The sequence below is a fragment of the Stutzerimonas stutzeri genome (genome assembly GCF_002909485.1).
Classification (GTDB): domain Bacteria; phylum Pseudomonadota; class Gammaproteobacteria; order Pseudomonadales; family Pseudomonadaceae; genus Stutzerimonas; species Stutzerimonas stutzeri_AH.
The window spans coordinates 168854-183787 of sequence record NZ_PPXG01000010.1 but is presented as its reverse complement, the minus strand read 5'-3'; the positions used below and the strand labels follow the sequence as shown (position 1 = coordinate 183787).

Sequence of the window (14934 nt, the reverse complement as noted above, 5' to 3'; positions counted from 1 at the left end):
AGTTCAGTAGTACTCAGCGAGCCACCAAAAAAATCAGGAAATCTCAAATCGTCATGCAAATAGCTGTTTTAAAAGGTTTTTATCGAAATCTAGGTGAGCGCTGGCCGCGCTTTTCAAAAGAAGACGCGCTGACCGGCGGTGTGATTGATCAAACATTTGGATTAATACCGTTGCGCTTGTGGCGCACAACTTCCTCGCGGGAACTCGGTCCTATGCAGCGGTGCGAACAGTGAGGAACGAACGGCCATGAGCGAAACCAAGGCGCTGCTGATACTGCATGGAAAACAGGCGCTTAATGAGGAGGTTCGCGAGGCTGTGAACAAGCAGCGCGAACTTGGATGGGACCTGGCGGTTCGCGTTACGTGGGAGCCCGGAGATGCGCAACGCTTGGTGCTCGAAGCGCTCGAGGCCGGATACCCTACGCTGATTGCCGGCGGTGGCGATGGAACGCTGCGCGAGGTGGCGGTGGCGATGCTTGAGGCGCAGGCCACGGCGAGCCTCGCTTTGATGCCCTTGGGTAGTGCCAATGATTTTGCCCGGGCGGCCGGCGTTCCGCTCGATCCGTTTGACGCGCTTGCGTTGCTGGGTGAGCTGCCACAGACCATTGACGTTGGCGAGATGAATGGTCAACCGTTCGTCAATATGGCCACTGGAGGCTTCGGCTCTCAAGTCACGGCCAGTACATCCGAAGACCTCAAGCGCGTGTTGGGTGGAGGTGCTTACCTGCTGACGGGTTTGAGCCGCTTTGCCGAGATTCGATCGACTCGGGGCCGCTTCAGCGGTCCGGGTTTCGAGTGGGAAGGTGAGTTTCTCGCGTTGGGAATTGGCAACGGGCGGCAAGCGGGTGGTGGGCAGCTACTTTGCCCGCAGGCGACGATTGACGACGGGCTGCTGGATGTGTGCATCGTGCCGGCGCCTGCCGATGCTGTCGGCACCCTGGGCACGCTCCTGAGCGGCGGCCTGCTGGGTGTCGATGCGGTGTCGGTGAGTGCGCGGGTGCCTTGGCTCGACGTTGAAGCACCGACGCCAATCGACATCAATCTGGATGGCGAGCCGCTTACCGGCGCCCGGTTGCGTTTCGAGGTGCGGGCCGGGTCGTTGCGCATGCATCTGCCGGCGGATTCGCCGCTTCTGAGCCGAAACACCGAGCCGCAATAGACGAGAGGCCTTTTGGGGGCGAGGGCGCCGCGGGTTGAAAAAAACAACTGGCGGTACATAAAGCCTCGGCAGATACGGCCGATATGCCTTTTACATTGTTCTCCCAAGGAGCCTGGAAATGGCCGGCATTCTCGATTCAGTCGATCAACGCACCCGTCTAGTGGGGCAGAATCGCCTCGAGATTCTCATGTTCCGGCTCGGCGGGCGGCAGAAGTTTGCCATCAACGTCTTCAAGGTCCAGGAAGTCGTCCAACTGCCGAAGATGACCCTCATGCCGCACCGGCACAGTTCGGTGTGTGGTGTGGTCAACCTTCGCGGCCAGACGCTGCCGGTAGTCGACCTGTCGCGCGCGATAGGCTTGCGGCCGCTCGTGCCGGATGAGCGCAGCACCATTATCGTCACCGAATACAACCGCACCGTGCAGGCCTTTCTGGTCGGCGGCGTGGACCGTATCGTCAACCTCAATTGGGAGTCGGTGATGCCGCCGCCGACCACAGCGGGTCGCCAGCACTATCTGACCTCCATCACCAAGGTCGATGACGAGTTGGTGGAAGTGATCGACGTGGAAAAGGTGCTGGCCGAAATTGTGCCTTATGACACCAGTATTTCCGCCGAACGTCTCGCTGATCCGGGCCTCGAGCGCGCGCGGGGCAGAGAAGTGCTTTGTGTGGACGACTCTACGGTTGCGCTGTCGCAGCTGCGCGAAACCCTTAGCCAGCTCGGCTTGAAGATTCACACTGCCAGTGACGGCTTGAAGGGCCTGAACATGCTCAAGGCATGGGCGGACGCTGGCGAAGTGCTGACCGAAAAGTTGCTGATGGTCTTTACCGATGCTGAGATGCCGGAGATGGACGGTTATCGTCTGACCACTGAAATTCGTCATGACCCACGCCTGCGCGATCTCTATGTGGTGCTGCACACCTCGCTGTCCGGTAGCTTTAACCTGGCGATGGTGCAAAAGGTCGGATGTGACAACTTCCTCTCCAAGTTCCAGCCGGAAAAGCTCGTGGACGTGATTCAGGATCGCTTGAAGATGGAAGAGCAAGGCTGAATGCGCCTGCTCTCCAGCGGCTGAAACGTGTAGCCACGCCCTGATATGCTGCTGCGCTATCTCCATGGAGGCGCAGCATGCAACTCTCCTCGCTCTATCGCTTTCCACTCAAATCCGCCGCAGGCGAATCGCTGCAGCATTGCGCGAGCGATGCGCTTGGGCTGCTCGGCGATCGCCGCTGGATGGTGGTGGCGGCCGGCACCGGGCGGTTCCTTACCCAGCGCGCAATACCCAGGATGGCGCTGTTACAGGCCCGCTGGCAGGGCGATAGCGCATTACGCCTAGCCGCGCCAGGCATGCAGGAGCTGCTGGTTCAAGTGCCAGACCGTAAAGAGATGCGTTGCGTACAGGTGTGGAGCTCCAATCCCGTGGTGCCGGACGCAGGCGAAACAGCAGCGACCTGGCTGTCGCACTTTCTTGGCCAGGCCTGTCGCTTGGTTTACCTGCCGGAGGATGACGGCATCCAGGTCGATCTGGACTATTCGCGGTTGGGTGAGCGAACGGCATTCAGCGATGGATTTCCCTTTCTGCTAATCGGCCAGGCATCGCTGGATGACTTGGTACGTCGCGTTGGTCGCCCGCTGGAGATGCTGCGGTTCCGCCCGAATCTGGTCATAAGCGGCACCGAGCCATATGCCGAGGACGCCTGGAAGCGCATTCGCATTGGCCAGCTGACCTTTCGTATCGTCAAACCCTGTTCGCGGTGCGTCATTCCCACCATCGATCCGCTCAGCGCGGAGCGCGATCCGGACCGTGAGCCCCTGAATACGCTGCTGTCTTACCGAAAAGGCCAGGGCGGGGTGTTCTTCGGGCAGAACCTGATCTCAGAAGGCACCGGTCAATTGGCGGTTGGGATGCCCGTCGAGGTGCTGGAATAGCCCGAGGCTTTGCTCCCCATCGGGCTATTTATCGCGGCAGCACGCCTATCGCCCGCAGGGCGCTACTCGCGCTATTGCGATTCGAAGTAGCGTTCGTGCCATTCCACCAGTGGTTGCGGTGAGTTCAGCTTCTGCCCGTAGATGACCGAGTAGGTCAGCACGTTCTGCACGTACTGGCGGGTTTCATCGAATGGGATGTTCTCCACCCAAACATCGAACGACAGATGCTCGGCATTGCGTAGCCACTGGCGCACACGGCCGGGGCCTGCGTTGTAGGCGGCCGAGGCGAGTACGCGGTTGCCGTTGAATTGACCGTAGATCTGGCTCAGATAAGCGGTGCCCAGCTGGATGTTGGTGTTGGGGTTGAGCACCTGCTGCTGCGAGGCCAGCGGGATATTGAACCGTTTGGCTGTTTCCTTGGCAGTCGCAGGCATTAGCTGCATGAGGCCGGTCGCGCCGACATGGGAGCGCGCATCGGCCATGAAAGCGCTTTCCTGACGGGTAACGGCGAAGGCCCAGCTGGGGTGAATCTCTCGCGCCCTCGATGCCTGAATCAGCGTGTTGCGATGCGCCATTGGGAAACGGATATCCAAATCGTCCCAGTATTGCGCCTGGCTGATGGTGCGAATCGCTGGGAAATACCATTCCTTCTCATAGGCGATGCGGGCTTGGGCGACCATTTCGTCTCGGCTGAACAGCCGGCTGACGTGATACCACTCGCGGCGGCCATCGACGATCTGCCCGCGATCATGGAATTCCAGTGCGCGGCGGATGCCCGCAGTGTTGCGCACCTTTTGCACGACCTTCGGATCGAGCGCCAACGGTTGGTGGTTCAGCTTGTATGGCGCCTGAATACGGTCGGCGGATAGGAATCCGTAGAAATCCCTCTCCTGGGCGACAGGTTGATAGAGCAGGGCTGCCTGTTTGCTTTCGGGTTTGGCCAGCTGCAGGCTGCGTGCCTGCCAGTAGCGCCAGCGGTTGGTGTTTGCCAGGTCTTCAGGAAAGCGCTGAGTCAGCTTGTGAACCTCGTCCCACTGGCCTTGGCGCAGCAGCAGGCGGGCGCGCCATTCACTGACAGTGTTGTCGCGTAGTTCGGGATCGTATTCAGCCATCACCTTGAGGGCGCGGCCATCGAATCGCTTGGCGAGGGTCAGCCCGATTTGGCGTGCGATGGCGACTTTCTCCTCGGAGGAGAAAGAGAAGCGGCGGGCGTAGCTATCCAGCAGGCTCAACGCTTGCTCTGGGTCCTGACGGGCCAGGCGTCGCAGACCAACTGAAACGACGTCCGCCATAGCGGAGTTGGTAGGCGCGAAGCGCTCTGGCTGGCGGAGCATTTGTGGCTTCTGCGCAACGTCGATCATCAGCTGGCCTTGGGTCTGCAACGTCGGCAGTCGTTTGGCCAGAAAGCTGGCCACGCCGTAGTTGCCACTCTCCACAGCAAGCTTGGTGCGCTTCCAGCGTCGCTCTTCGGTCAACAGGCCTTTGCCTTCCCAGAGCTCGAACAGCGGATCACAGGAATTGTGCTGCGACTTGCCGACTAGCCACAGCCGCTCGGTAGCGGCATCGGCGCCTGGAATGTCATTGCGCAGCTGGTACTGGCCGAAAAGGCAGTCCAGTTCGGTGAAGTTCATCTTTGGATCGTAATAGCGAGTGAAGGTCTGCCAGTCCCCTCGAGCTGCTAGCAGTCTTAGCCAGCGCAGCTTCATCCAGCTGATCTGAGGCAGGTCACCGTGCTCGGCGAGGAATTTTTCCACTTCCTGATTGCTGGCCGACTTCAGTCGATGGGTCAGCTCGTCGTAAGCCAGGTAGGGCACAAGCGGGTAGTCGCGCAGGGCCGCTTGGTGGCGGCGATAGGGCCCACTGTCGCCCTTGGCGAGGGCCTGTTTAGCCTCGTCGTAGTACTGGCGCTGTTGACTGAGGCTGGCGGCGGACGCATCCAGACCGATGGTTGAAACGAACAGGCAGAAACACAAACTGGAGAGTCGGCCGCGCATGGTACATCCGTAGAACGGGAGGCGTTGAGGTACAGGCGGCGTGCTGTGCCGAAGCGACGCACGAAACGGCCTGCTGCAGGGGCTAGCTTAGCCTGCCGCACCGGCCAGTTAAACGCGCATTAAGCTCCGGTAACAAACTAAACCGGACTTCCGACGAGCGTATGCCCTAACGCAGTGCGCCGCACCGATCAGTTGGGGTGGCCAAGTCGCCACATTGTCGATAAAAGGCTGCTCACTCCGAAGGGGCGGTGAGCGGGTATCTGTTAGAATGCGCGCCCTGTTTTCCGGAGGTAGTCATGACCCTGCTCAAGTTCACCGATGTATCCCTCGCCTATGGCACTACGCCGCTGCTGGACGGCGTGTCCTGGCAGATCGCGCGGGGTGAGCGGGTCTGCATCATTGGCCGCAACGGCACCGGAAAATCCAGCATGCTGCGCCTGGTCAAGGGTGATCGGGCATCCGATGATGGCGAAATCTGGCGTGCTCCGGGTTTGAAGATCGGTGAGCTGCCGCAGGAGCTGCCGCGCGCGGATGACCGCACGGTGTTCGACGTAGTCGCCGAAGGGTTGGCCGGAGTTGGCGAGCTGCTCGCCGAATATCACCATCTGAGTCAGAACATCCAGAACGAAGCGGACCTCGACAAACTGATGCATGTGCAGCAGGCGCTCGAGGCGAAGGATGGCTGGCGCTTGCAGCAGCTGGTCGACAGCACGCTGAGTCGCCTGCAGCTGCCTGCCGATCGCACGTTGGCTGAGCTGTCCGGCGGATGGCGGCGACGTGTTTTGCTGGCTCAGGCGCTGGTATCCGAGCCTGATCTGCTATTGCTTGACGAGCCCACCAACCACTTGGATATCGGCGCGATTGCCTGGTTGGAAGAGGCGCTGACCGGTTTTAACGGGGCCGTGCTGTTCATCACCCACGACCGGGCATTCCTGCAGAATCTGGCCACCCGCATTCTCGAGCTGGACCGTGGCCACCTGATCGACTGGAATGGCGACTATGCGAGTTTCCTGGTGCACAAGGAGCAGCAGATCGCCGCCGAGGAAACCGCCAACGCGCTGTTCGATAAGAAGCTGGCGCAGGAAGAGGTTTGGATTCGACAGGGTATCAAGGCGCGCCGCACCCGCAACGAGGGTCGTGTGCGTGCGCTCAAAGAGCTGCGGGCAGAGCGCAGCGAGCGGCGCAACGTGCAGGGCAAGGCGACGTTCCAGGTAGAGACGGCAGAAAAGTCGGGCAAGCAGGTCATCGTCGCTGAAAACGTGACCTTCGCCCATCCCGGCGGCGAGCCTTTGATTCGTGACTTTTCAATGGTCATTCAGCGTGGCGACCGTATCGGGCTGCTCGGTGCCAACGGTACCGGCAAAACCACGCTGCTCAAGCTGTTGTTGGATGAGCTGCGGCCGAGCAGTGGCACGATCGAGTTCGGCACCAAACTCGAAGTGGCGTATTTCGACCAATTGCGTCACCAGTTGGAGCTGGAAAAGACGGTGATCGACAACCTTGCCGAGGGACGTGAGTTCATCACCATTGATGGCCAGAATCGCCATGTGCTGAGCTATCTCGGCGACTTCCTGTTCAGCCCGCAGCGTGCGCGAACGCCGGTCAAGGCCTTGTCCGGAGGCGAGCGGGCACGGCTCTTGCTGGCTAAGCTATTCAGTAAGCCAGCCAACCTGTTGGTGCTCGACGAACCGACCAACGATCTCGATGTGGAGACGCTGGAGCTGCTGGAAGAAGTCCTGCTTGGCTTCCAGGGCACGGTGCTGATGGTGAGCCACGATCGGGCGTTCCTCGATAATGTGGTCACCAGTACTTTGGTGTTCCAGGGCGGCGGTGAAGTGCGCGAGTACGTTGGCGGTTATCAGGACTGGCTGCGTCAGGGCGGGTCGCCGCGTTTGCTCGGCGTCGCTGAGTCTGGTGGTGAAGCCAAGGAGAGCAAAAAACCGCAGCAGACACCTGCCGCCGCTGAGGTTGTGCCGCCCAAAAAGAAGCTCAGCTACAAGTTGCAGCGTGAGTTGGAAGCCTTGCCTGGCAGGATCGATGAAGTGGAGAAGGGCATCGAGGCTCTCCAGGCTGAGATATCCGATCCAGCGTTCTATCAGCAGCCGGCGGATGCGACTGCGGCGGTGCTGAGCCGTATCGAGGCGTTGCAGCTTGAGCTCGATGGGTTGCTCGAACGTTGGGCCGAACTGGAGGGGTAGCCAGGTCGCTTCGCTGGGCGAAAGGCGCGGGCTGCGGTCCGCGTCCCGGCGTACGACGACGCGGTTTGCGGTTACGGCTTATGAGATGGATCAATGCCATGCGTTCTGGCGCGTAGTTAAGTATCCGCATCGGATGATGCAGTCATATGGAGCGTCAATGGCAATCGAATACCGTATCACCCTGGATGATGAGCATGATTTCAGCTACCGGATCGAGCTGGATCGTGAATACGACAGGGAGGTGGCTGCTCAGGCACCTAAATGGACCCGTCTTGATCATCAACGCTGTTCGAATTGCCCGCTCAGCAAGGACGACTTCAGTCATTGTCCCGCCGCGGTTGACCTGCACCGGGTAATCGAGGATTTCCAAGGCCTGCCCGCCGTGCAGAAAGCGTTGGTGTGGGTACGCACACCGGAGCGTGAATACACGAAGATGGTTGGCCTGGACGAAGGGCTGCGGGCATTGCTCGGGGTGATCATGGCGACCAGCGCTTGCCCTGTACTTGCGCGGCTCAAACCCATGGCCAAGCAGCATCTGCCGTTTGCCAGCAATCACGAGTTTGTCCTGCGGGCGGTATCGCTTTACTTGGCGCGGCAGTACTTCAACTTGCGTGAAGGTCGGCATGCTGACTGGGAGTTGCGCGGATTGGTACGTTTATTCCAGCAGCTGCAGCTGGTCAATCAGGCGTTCTGGCAGCGCATCCACGACACCTGTCATGCCGACTCCAACCTAAAGGCGTTCCTAACCTTCTTTTCCATGTCGTCGAGTCTGACCTATTCGCTCGAGACTCAGCTGCAGAAGATCCGCCCTCTGGTGATGAGTGCGGGCGACGGGGTCGAGATGATCTGAACGCGGCGACGTTGCGCAGAGTGCGAAAACTCTGCGCGATTCAGGATCGCTATTCAGCCTTCTTCAAGCGCACGGCCAGCACGTCGCAGGGTGCCCCGTGCAGAATGTCGTTCGCAGTGGAACCCAGCAACAGCGCGAGCCCGTGGCGGCCATGACTGCCTACTACTATGAGGTCGCAACCTTGCTCCTTGGCCAGGCGATGCACTTCCTGGCGGGGTTGCCCGTAGGCCAGATGACGATGTTCCGCAGCCAGGCCTGGATAGCTGTCCGCGAAGCCGTTCATTCGCTCACGTGCCTGATCGAATTGCTGTTGCTGCAGCATCGATAGGTCCATTGGAACGTCGCCGCCGAAGGCCATGGCCATTGGTTCGATGATATGTACCAGGCTGAGTTTCGCATTCGATGTGCTGGCAAGCGCCTGAGCGCGGGCAACAACCGGATGGCACTCTTCGGTCAGGTCGATGGCGACCAGGATATGTTGGTAGGGCATGGCGTGTTTTCTCCTTGTGTGCCGGTCGCCAGAGGCAGCGGTCGTCCCGGCGATAATGGGGATTACCCTTTCGTTTAACAGGTTTATACGACCTTGCTCCGCGCTCCGCCAGTGGCTTGTTGTCACCGACGATGACGGCGAAGGGGTATGGGCTGTTATCATGGCCGCTTGTTGCCGCGTCGCTGTTCAGGCTCGTCGCGCCGTTGAATTGCTTCAGTTGTTTTGCCAGCGGCTTGCTGGCATTTGTGAACGGCTTGTCATCGAGAAAACGCCATGCTGATGTTCGACTCCGATTATTCGTTCGCTTGGGCCCTTTACGGGCTAGCAGCGCTGGGATGTCTGCTGTTCTGGTTCCGGGTGACGCGCTGGATGTGGCGCTGGCTACGTGAGCCGTTGCGGTTGATCGTGGCCGTGCTGTTGTTTACCCCGACCATCGTTGATCCGACCAAGGAACTGTTCGCGCCGGCCGTGGCCATTACTGCCATGGATCTGGTTTTCAAGGTCGGTAACAACGCCTGGCGCGCGGTGGCGGATCTGGCGATGTACGGATTGATCGCGTTCGGTTTGTATTTGCTGTTGGTGGCTATTCGATGGCCTATCGAGCGTAAATACGCAAGGCGTAGCGAAACCGCCGCCGAGGACGAAGACAATCGCACGCTGCGCGAGCGAATGAACGATGAGGGCGGCGATCCAGATGAGCCGGACTACGCGCCATCGCGCGGGCGGTTGCGCACCGAACCCCGGATCTAGGCGTGAGAACATTCTGGTTTCAGCTAGCTATCGGGAGATGACGCATGTGCGAGCTGCTTGGCATGAGCGCCAACGTTCCCACCGATATCGTGTTCAGCTTTACCGGCCTGATGCAGCGAGGCGGCAAGACTGGGCCGCATAAGGACGGTTGGGGGATCGCCTTTTATGAAGGCCGCGGCCTGCGATTGTTTCAGGACCCGGTCGCCAGCTGCGAATCCGAGGTGGCGAAAATGGTGCAGCGCTACCTGATCAAAAGCGAGGTAGTGATCGGCCACATCCGTCACGCCAACGTCGGCAAGGTTTCTCTGGTCAACACCCATCCCTTCGTTCGCGAGCTATGGGGGCAGCATTGGTGCTTCGCACACAATGGTCAGCTCTCGGATTTCGAACCCTCCAAAGGCTTCTACCGGTCTGTCGGCGATACCGATAGTGAACGAGCCTTCTGCGATCTGCTAAATCGTATCCGTTTGGATTTTCCGGACCGCTGCGCTGCCGAAAACCTGCTACCGGTACTGCTCGGCGCGTGCAATGAGTATCGTCGTAAGGGCGTATTCAATTGCCTGCTTAGCAACGGTGAATGGTTGTTCAGCTTCTGTAGCACCAAGCTTGCGCAGATCACCCGCCGCGCCCCGTTCGGCCCGGCTCAGCTGCGGGATGCCGAACTGACCGTGAACTTCCATGCCGAAACAACCCCAGACGACGTTGTCACCGTTCTGGCCACTGAGCCGCTGACCAATAACGAGCAATGGACGTTGCACGAGCCGGGGCAATGGAGTTTGTGGCAGCTAGGCGAGTGTGTTGTGCAAGGAAAGGTGGCCGCGTGCTGAGAAGTTATCTGCGTTTAACCCTGTTTGCGTTTGGCTTGCTGGTAGGCGTGCAGGTGCCGGGCTTTATCGATGCTTATGCCAAGCACGTCGAGGCGAGGCGCCTGGAGGCCGAGCAAGGGTTACAGGGGTTTCAGGAGACGGCGCGGCGCTTCTTCAGTGGAGATCTGGACGCACTGGTGCAGCATTACCGCAACAGCGATGACCCGGTGTTCCAGAACGATGCGCAAAGTGTCGATCACCTGGTACGCCGCGCGCGGTTGCTGGAACGCGAGTGGCAGGCGATGCAGCGCCCCTGGTATGCCTGCGCCGTACACGTAATGCTCGGTGCCGAGCCCAGCCTGCGCGGGCAGGTATGGAGCAGCTACCGCTTCCAGGTCTTGCTTGCACCTGAAGCCATCGCCTGGGGCATCAGCTGCGCGCTGGCGCTGGCCTGGTTGATAGAGGCACTGGGCATGGTACTGGCAAGCCTGCTGTGGCCTAAACGCAATAACCGGCTGCGCCGGCACTGAGCCGGACATTTGCCATTCCCAAGGCATTCCGCCTCCTTTAAGATGCGATCGATTCTTATCTCCATCGTCTCTTATGGGAATTCTTGGTGTCCATCACGTTTCCTGATCCAGTCTTGATGCACCGGCGAGTGCATGGCCTATACCTCGATCATCACGGCTGGTTGCAGGGCTGGTTGCGTCGTCGCCTTGGCGATCGTGAACGAGCCGCCGATATCGCTCAGGACACGTTCCTGCGCCTGCTGACCAGCGGCCGCTTGCCAGCAAGCGGGGAAGGGCGCAGCTACCTGGCCCAGATCGCACGCAATCTGGTGGTCGACCAGTGGCGCCGTCAACGCATTGAGCAAGCCTACCTCGACAGCCTCGCCGCACTGCCCGAGCGGGAAACCCCCTCGCTGGAGACCCGCGCAATGATCGTCGAGACCCTTATGCAGATCGATACGATGCTCGACGGCATGCCTGGGAAAGTGCGTGAAGCCTTCTTGCTTTCCCAGCTTGAGGGGCTTACCTATGCGCAAATCGCCGAACGTCTACAGGTCAGCGTCAGCTCGGTGCAGAAGTACATGCTGCGCGCCATCCAGGCCTGCTACCAGGTGCTCTACGCCGAATGAGTCGCTCTGCCGAAGCGCCCATCGCGCCCGCCATCGTCGAGCAGGCCAGCCATTGGCTGATGCTACATTGGGATGGTGGATTGGACGACTGCCAGCGCGCCGCATTCGAAGCTTGGCAGGCAGCCGACACTGAACATCAGCGGGCCTGGCAGCGCCTGGAGCAACTGCAGGGTGCTCTAGCGGTAGTGCCGCTAGAGACCGCCTGCCAGGTGCTGCGTGAGCGGCCAGACGCCTACCGGCGCCAGGCGCTCAAGCTGCTTGGCCTGCTCTTGGTTGCTGGTGGTAGCGGCTATGTCGCCCACTCGCAGCTACCCTGGCGCGAAGCCCTGGCCGACCTGCGCAGTGGCGCCGGCGAGCGTTTGCAGCGCGTCCTGGCCGATGGTAGCCGGCTGCGTTTAAATAGCGGCAGTGCTGTGGACATCCACTTTAGTAGCAGCGAGCGGCGCATCCGCCTGCTCGAGGGCGAACTGCTGCTCGATAGCGGCCATGACGCGGCAGGTCGTCCGTTAATCGTCGAGACCGCCGCTGGCGAGATCCAGGCGCTGGGCACGCGCTTCTCGGTTCTCGAAATGGACGGCGGCAGCCGCGTCGACTTGTTCGACGGCGAACTGGAGTTGCGCCCCCGTCATGCCGCGGCCAGCCGCTTGCAGGCCGGGCAGCGCCAATGGTTCAGTGCCGAGCGCTTTGGCGAGCTCGACCGTGCCGATGCCAAGGCCATCGCCTGGGATGAAGGCCGCCTGGTCGCCGAGCGCATGCCGCTCGGTCATTTCCTTGCCGAATTAGCGCGCCACCGCCCCGGTGTCCTGCGCTGCGACCCGACTGTGGCCGGCCTGGAACTGACCGGCGTATTCCCGCTGGCCGACACCGATCGGGTGCTGATAGCACTGCAACAGTCGCTACCGATCGAAGTGCATAGTCTGACCCGCTATTGGGTTACGGTTGGTCCACGCAGATCTGCGAGAGGATGAGCGACTTCCCTTAGGGAGCGGGGCATGCCCGCGAGTTACACAGAATGCGCCTCCACCAGCCCGTACGGTATCGCTTCAGTATCTGGGCACAGGCCTCTTAAAAATTTTCACCATGCCCTTGTCGGTTTCGTCACCTCGCTCGGGATACCTCTTGAAAGCAACCGAGAAGCATTCTCAAGAGGACGATCCAGAATGCCGCACATGCACGTAACCAATCTTTCCAGACTGACCTCGGCGGCTTGCCGAGCCCTATTTGCCGGCGTGGTAGCCACAAGCCCGTTGCTGATCGCGCCGGTCGCTCAGGCTCAACCCGGCACCGGCCAGCAAACCCGAGCCTATGCCATTTCCGCCGGCCCGCTCGACCAAGCCCTCAATCGTTTCGCCATGGAGGCCGGTATCCTGCTTTCGATCAATGCCCAGCTCACCGCTGCCAAGCACAGCCAGGGACTCGACGGCAGTTATTCGGTGAGCGAGGGCCTGGCGCGCCTACTGGTCGGCACCGGCCTGCGCGCGGTCAGCAACGGTGGTAACTATTCGTTGGAAGTGACGGAGGGTCGCGGTGATGTCTTGGAGTTGGGAGCAACCACCATCATCAGCAACCAGCTCGGTACCATCACCGAGGGGACGGGCTCCTATACCCCAGGATCGATCGCCACTGCCACTCGTCTGGTACTGACGCCAAGGGAAACACCGCAGTCCATCTCCGTCGTCACGCGCCAGCATATCGATGATTTTGGTCTCACTGGCATTGATGATGTGATGCGCCATACGCCCGGGATCACCGTTTCAACCTATGACAGCGAACGCACTAACTACTACTCCCGTGGTTTTTCTATCGATAACTTCCAATACGACGGCATTCCCACATTACGCAACTCAGCCTATTCGGCAGGGCATACACTCAGTGACATGGCCATCTTCGACAGGGTCGAAATACTTAAAGGCTCCCCGGGATTGTTATCCGGCGCAGGAAGCCCGGGAGGGGTCATTAATCTGGTTCGAAAGAAACCTGGGCACGAATTCAAAGGCCACTTGGATCTGGCCGCAGGTAGCTGGGATAACTACCGCTCACAGATTGACCTGACTGGCCCGCTGACCGAAAGCGGTAATGTGCGTGGTCGCGCTGTCGTGGCTTACCAGGACAAGCATTCGTTCATGGATCACTACCAGCGCAAAACCAGTGTTTATTACGGCATTCTCGAGTTCGATCTCAGCCCACAAACGCTCCTTAGTGTCGGTGCCGATTATCAGAACAATGACCCCAAAGGCTCAGGCTGGTCTGGCAGCCGTCCATTGTTCGACTCTCGTGGCGAGCGAATTGAATTGCCACGCTCGTACAATAACGGCGCCACGTGGAGCAGTTGGCAGCAGTACAACCACAGCCTCTTTGCCACTCTGGAGCACAGTTTCGATAATGACTGGGTGGGTAAGTTGCAATACAACCGCCAGGTCAATGGGTATGACGCACCGCTCGGTTCCATGCAGTCGCCCCCCGATGCGAGCACCGGTCGAGCAAAGCTTTACGCCAATAAATACACCGGTGAAACAACCAGTAATTCTCTGGATGGCTACGCCAGCGGGCCGTTTAGCCTGCTAGGGCGAGAGCACGAACTGGTCGTCGGTGCATCGACCTCCAGATCTCACTGGCTCGGTAAGGACTATTGGAACGTCACCTATTACGACAACGATATCGACTTCTATAATTTTGACGGCGATGTAACTGAACCAGACTGGGGCCCGCTTGGCCAACGCATTGACCAAATAACCCGGCAGACCGCAGCCTACCTGGCAACCCGCTTAAGCGTGAACGACCAGCTTTCGCTGCTACTCGGTGCACGCTTGGCGGACTATCGTCTGAGCGGCACGGACAAGAGCGTCGAAACTGGTCGCCTAGTTCCCTATGCGGGCATGATTTATGACCTCAACTCAAACTATTCGCTCTACGCCAGTTACACCGATATTTTCATGCCGCAAACCTACTACCGCGATAGCGCGAACAAACTGCTGGAACCCGATGAAGGACAGAATTACGAAGTAGGTATCAAGGGTGAGTTTTTCGATGGTCGTCTCAACACCAGCGTGGCCTACTTCGAGGTGCATCAGGATAACCGCCCCGAGTCCGACCTCAATGCCGACATCGCGCTGAACGCGGATCCTTACATCGCATTCAAGGCAAAAACTAAGGGCTATGAAGCCGAAATATCCGGAGAGCTGGCAGCAGGCTGGCAAATCCAGGCGGGCTATACCCACAAGATCATTCGCGACCAGGCCGGCGACAAGTTATCGACCTGGGAGCCGCAAGATCAGCTCACGCTCTATACCAGCTATAAACTCAGAGGGCCGCTGGATCGCTTCACTGTCGGAGGAGGCGCACGCTGGCAAAGCGAGGGGTGGCAGGTATTGAACAATCGCGGTAAGGGCATCCGGGAAAAATTTTCCCAAGACCCGTACTCGCTGGTGGATGCAATGGCCCGTTATCAGATCAGCGAAAACCTGTCGGCTACACTCAATGTCTATAACTTGTTCGACAAGAAGTATTACACCAACATCGGCTTTTACAATTCCGCCTATTCGGGTGATCCACGTAACGTCATGTTGAGCACTCGCTGGAGCTTCTGACTCTGATGAGAAGGACTATCTGCTGCCCCTTCTC

The 14934-nt window shown here is 59.5% G+C and carries 14 protein-coding genes; 12 read left to right on the top strand and 2 right to left on the bottom strand.

The window, feature by feature from the left end:
- Window positions 1–53: 53 nt before the first annotated feature.
- From CXK91_RS22630 to CXK91_RS21140, 4 genes are all read left to right on the top strand, one after another.
- Window positions 54–233 (top strand): hypothetical protein, encoded by a 180-nt coding sequence (locus CXK91_RS22630; RefSeq protein WP_146048138.1) that lies wholly within the window; start codon window positions 54–56, stop codon window positions 231–233.
- Between the two features lie 13 nt (window positions 234–246).
- Entirely contained in the window at window positions 247–1158 is a 912-nt protein-coding gene (gene yegS, locus CXK91_RS21150; protein ID WP_103457978.1) for a lipid kinase YegS, read from the top strand.
- Window positions 1159–1276: 118 nt separating this feature from the next.
- Window positions 1277–2209 carry a chemotaxis protein CheV gene (locus tag CXK91_RS21145; RefSeq protein WP_103457977.1) on the top strand — a complete coding sequence of 311 codons (933 nt, stop codon included), beginning with the start codon at window positions 1277–1279 and terminating at the stop codon, window positions 2207–2209.
- 77 nt (window positions 2210–2286) lie between these two features.
- The gene (locus CXK91_RS21140) at window positions 2287–3087 is read left to right on the top strand and encodes an MOSC domain-containing protein (protein ID WP_103457976.1); all 801 of its coding nucleotides are present in this window, start codon (window positions 2287–2289) and stop codon (window positions 3085–3087) included.
- 71 nt (window positions 3088–3158) lie between these two features.
- Here the strand turns inward: CXK91_RS21140 and CXK91_RS21135 are convergent, their stop codons facing one another.
- Window positions 3159–5081: a transglycosylase SLT domain-containing protein gene (locus CXK91_RS21135; RefSeq protein WP_103457975.1), complete on the bottom strand. Its 1923-nt coding sequence runs from the start codon at window positions 5079–5081 to the stop codon at window positions 3159–3161.
- Between the two features lie 296 nt (window positions 5082–5377).
- On the opposite strand from CXK91_RS21135, the gene CXK91_RS21130 reads away from it, so the two are divergent.
- Both CXK91_RS21130 and CXK91_RS21125 read left to right on the top strand, forming a co-directional pair.
- Window positions 5378–7279, top strand: coding sequence for an ATP-binding cassette domain-containing protein (locus tag CXK91_RS21130; RefSeq protein ID WP_103457974.1), 1902 nt, complete (start codon window positions 5378–5380; stop codon window positions 7277–7279).
- A gap of 157 nt (window positions 7280–7436) precedes the next feature.
- Complete coding sequence (locus CXK91_RS21125; protein ID WP_103457973.1) at window positions 7437–8129, top strand: DUF6901 family protein; 693 nt, start codon at window positions 7437–7439, stop codon at window positions 8127–8129.
- Between the two features lie 49 nt (window positions 8130–8178).
- On the opposite strand, the gene CXK91_RS21120 is transcribed toward CXK91_RS21125, so the two are convergent.
- Window positions 8179–8619: a universal stress protein gene (locus CXK91_RS21120; protein WP_103457972.1), complete on the bottom strand. Its 441-nt coding sequence runs from the start codon at window positions 8617–8619 to the stop codon at window positions 8179–8181.
- Between the two features lie 273 nt (window positions 8620–8892).
- Between CXK91_RS21120 and CXK91_RS21110 the strand changes: the two genes are divergently transcribed.
- The 6 genes from CXK91_RS21110 (at window position 8893) to CXK91_RS21085 (ending at window position 14900) form a co-directional block, all read left to right on the top strand.
- Window positions 8893–9369 (top strand): MFS transporter, encoded by a 477-nt coding sequence (locus tag CXK91_RS21110; protein WP_103457970.1) that lies wholly within the window; start codon window positions 8893–8895, stop codon window positions 9367–9369.
- Window positions 9370–9413: 44 nt separating this feature from the next.
- Window positions 9414–10196 carry a class II glutamine amidotransferase gene (locus CXK91_RS21105; RefSeq protein WP_103457969.1) on the top strand — a complete coding sequence of 261 codons (783 nt, stop codon included), beginning with the start codon at window positions 9414–9416 and terminating at the stop codon, window positions 10194–10196.
- Complete coding sequence (locus CXK91_RS21100; RefSeq protein WP_103457968.1) at window positions 10190–10705, top strand: DUF2937 family protein; 516 nt, start codon at window positions 10190–10192, stop codon at window positions 10703–10705. Before CXK91_RS21105 ends, CXK91_RS21100 begins: the two co-directional genes overlap by 7 nt.
- Window positions 10706–10821: 116 nt before the next feature.
- Entirely contained in the window at window positions 10822–11313 is a 492-nt protein-coding gene (locus tag CXK91_RS21095) for a sigma-70 family RNA polymerase sigma factor (protein WP_103457967.1), read from the top strand.
- Complete coding sequence (locus tag CXK91_RS21090; RefSeq protein WP_103457966.1) at window positions 11310–12281, top strand: FecR domain-containing protein; 972 nt, start codon at window positions 11310–11312, stop codon at window positions 12279–12281. The genes CXK91_RS21095 and CXK91_RS21090 overlap by 4 nt, the downstream gene beginning before the upstream one ends.
- Before the next feature lie 201 nt (window positions 12282–12482).
- Window positions 12483–14900 carry a TonB-dependent siderophore receptor gene (locus CXK91_RS21085; protein ID WP_103457997.1) on the top strand — a complete coding sequence of 806 codons (2418 nt, stop codon included), beginning with the start codon at window positions 12483–12485 and terminating at the stop codon, window positions 14898–14900.
- Window positions 14901–14934: the final 34 nt, after the last annotated feature.

What these genes read in the sequence shown, in the direction of transcription:
- CXK91_RS22630 (WP_146048138.1), top strand. Translation starts at nt 54, where the DNA reads ATGCAAATAGCTGTTTTAAAAGGTTTTTATCGAAATCTAGGTGAGCGC.
- yegS (WP_103457978.1), top strand. Translation starts at nt 247, where the DNA reads ATGAGCGAAACCAAGGCGCTGCTGATACTGCATGGAAAACAGGCGCTT.
- CXK91_RS21145 (WP_103457977.1), top strand. Translation starts at nt 1,277, where the DNA reads ATGGCCGGCATTCTCGATTCAGTCGATCAACGCACCCGTCTAGTGGGG.
- CXK91_RS21140 (WP_103457976.1), top strand. Translation starts at nt 2,287, where the DNA reads ATGCAACTCTCCTCGCTCTATCGCTTTCCACTCAAATCCGCCGCAGGC.
- CXK91_RS21135 (WP_103457975.1), bottom strand. Translation starts at nt 5,081, where the DNA reads ATGCGCGGCCGACTCTCCAGTTTGTGTTTCTGCCTGTTCGTTTCAACC.
- CXK91_RS21130 (WP_103457974.1), top strand. Translation starts at nt 5,378, where the DNA reads ATGACCCTGCTCAAGTTCACCGATGTATCCCTCGCCTATGGCACTACG.
- CXK91_RS21125 (WP_103457973.1), top strand. Translation starts at nt 7,437, where the DNA reads ATGGCAATCGAATACCGTATCACCCTGGATGATGAGCATGATTTCAGC.
- CXK91_RS21120 (WP_103457972.1), bottom strand. Translation starts at nt 8,619, where the DNA reads ATGCCCTACCAACATATCCTGGTCGCCATCGACCTGACCGAAGAGTGC.
- CXK91_RS21110 (WP_103457970.1), top strand. Translation starts at nt 8,893, where the DNA reads ATGCTGATGTTCGACTCCGATTATTCGTTCGCTTGGGCCCTTTACGGG.
- CXK91_RS21105 (WP_103457969.1), top strand. Translation starts at nt 9,414, where the DNA reads ATGTGCGAGCTGCTTGGCATGAGCGCCAACGTTCCCACCGATATCGTG.
- CXK91_RS21095 (WP_103457967.1), top strand. Translation starts at nt 10,822, where the DNA reads ATGCACCGGCGAGTGCATGGCCTATACCTCGATCATCACGGCTGGTTG.
- CXK91_RS21090 (WP_103457966.1), top strand. Translation starts at nt 11,310, where the DNA reads ATGAGTCGCTCTGCCGAAGCGCCCATCGCGCCCGCCATCGTCGAGCAG.
- CXK91_RS21085 (WP_103457997.1), top strand. Translation starts at nt 12,483, where the DNA reads ATGCACGTAACCAATCTTTCCAGACTGACCTCGGCGGCTTGCCGAGCC.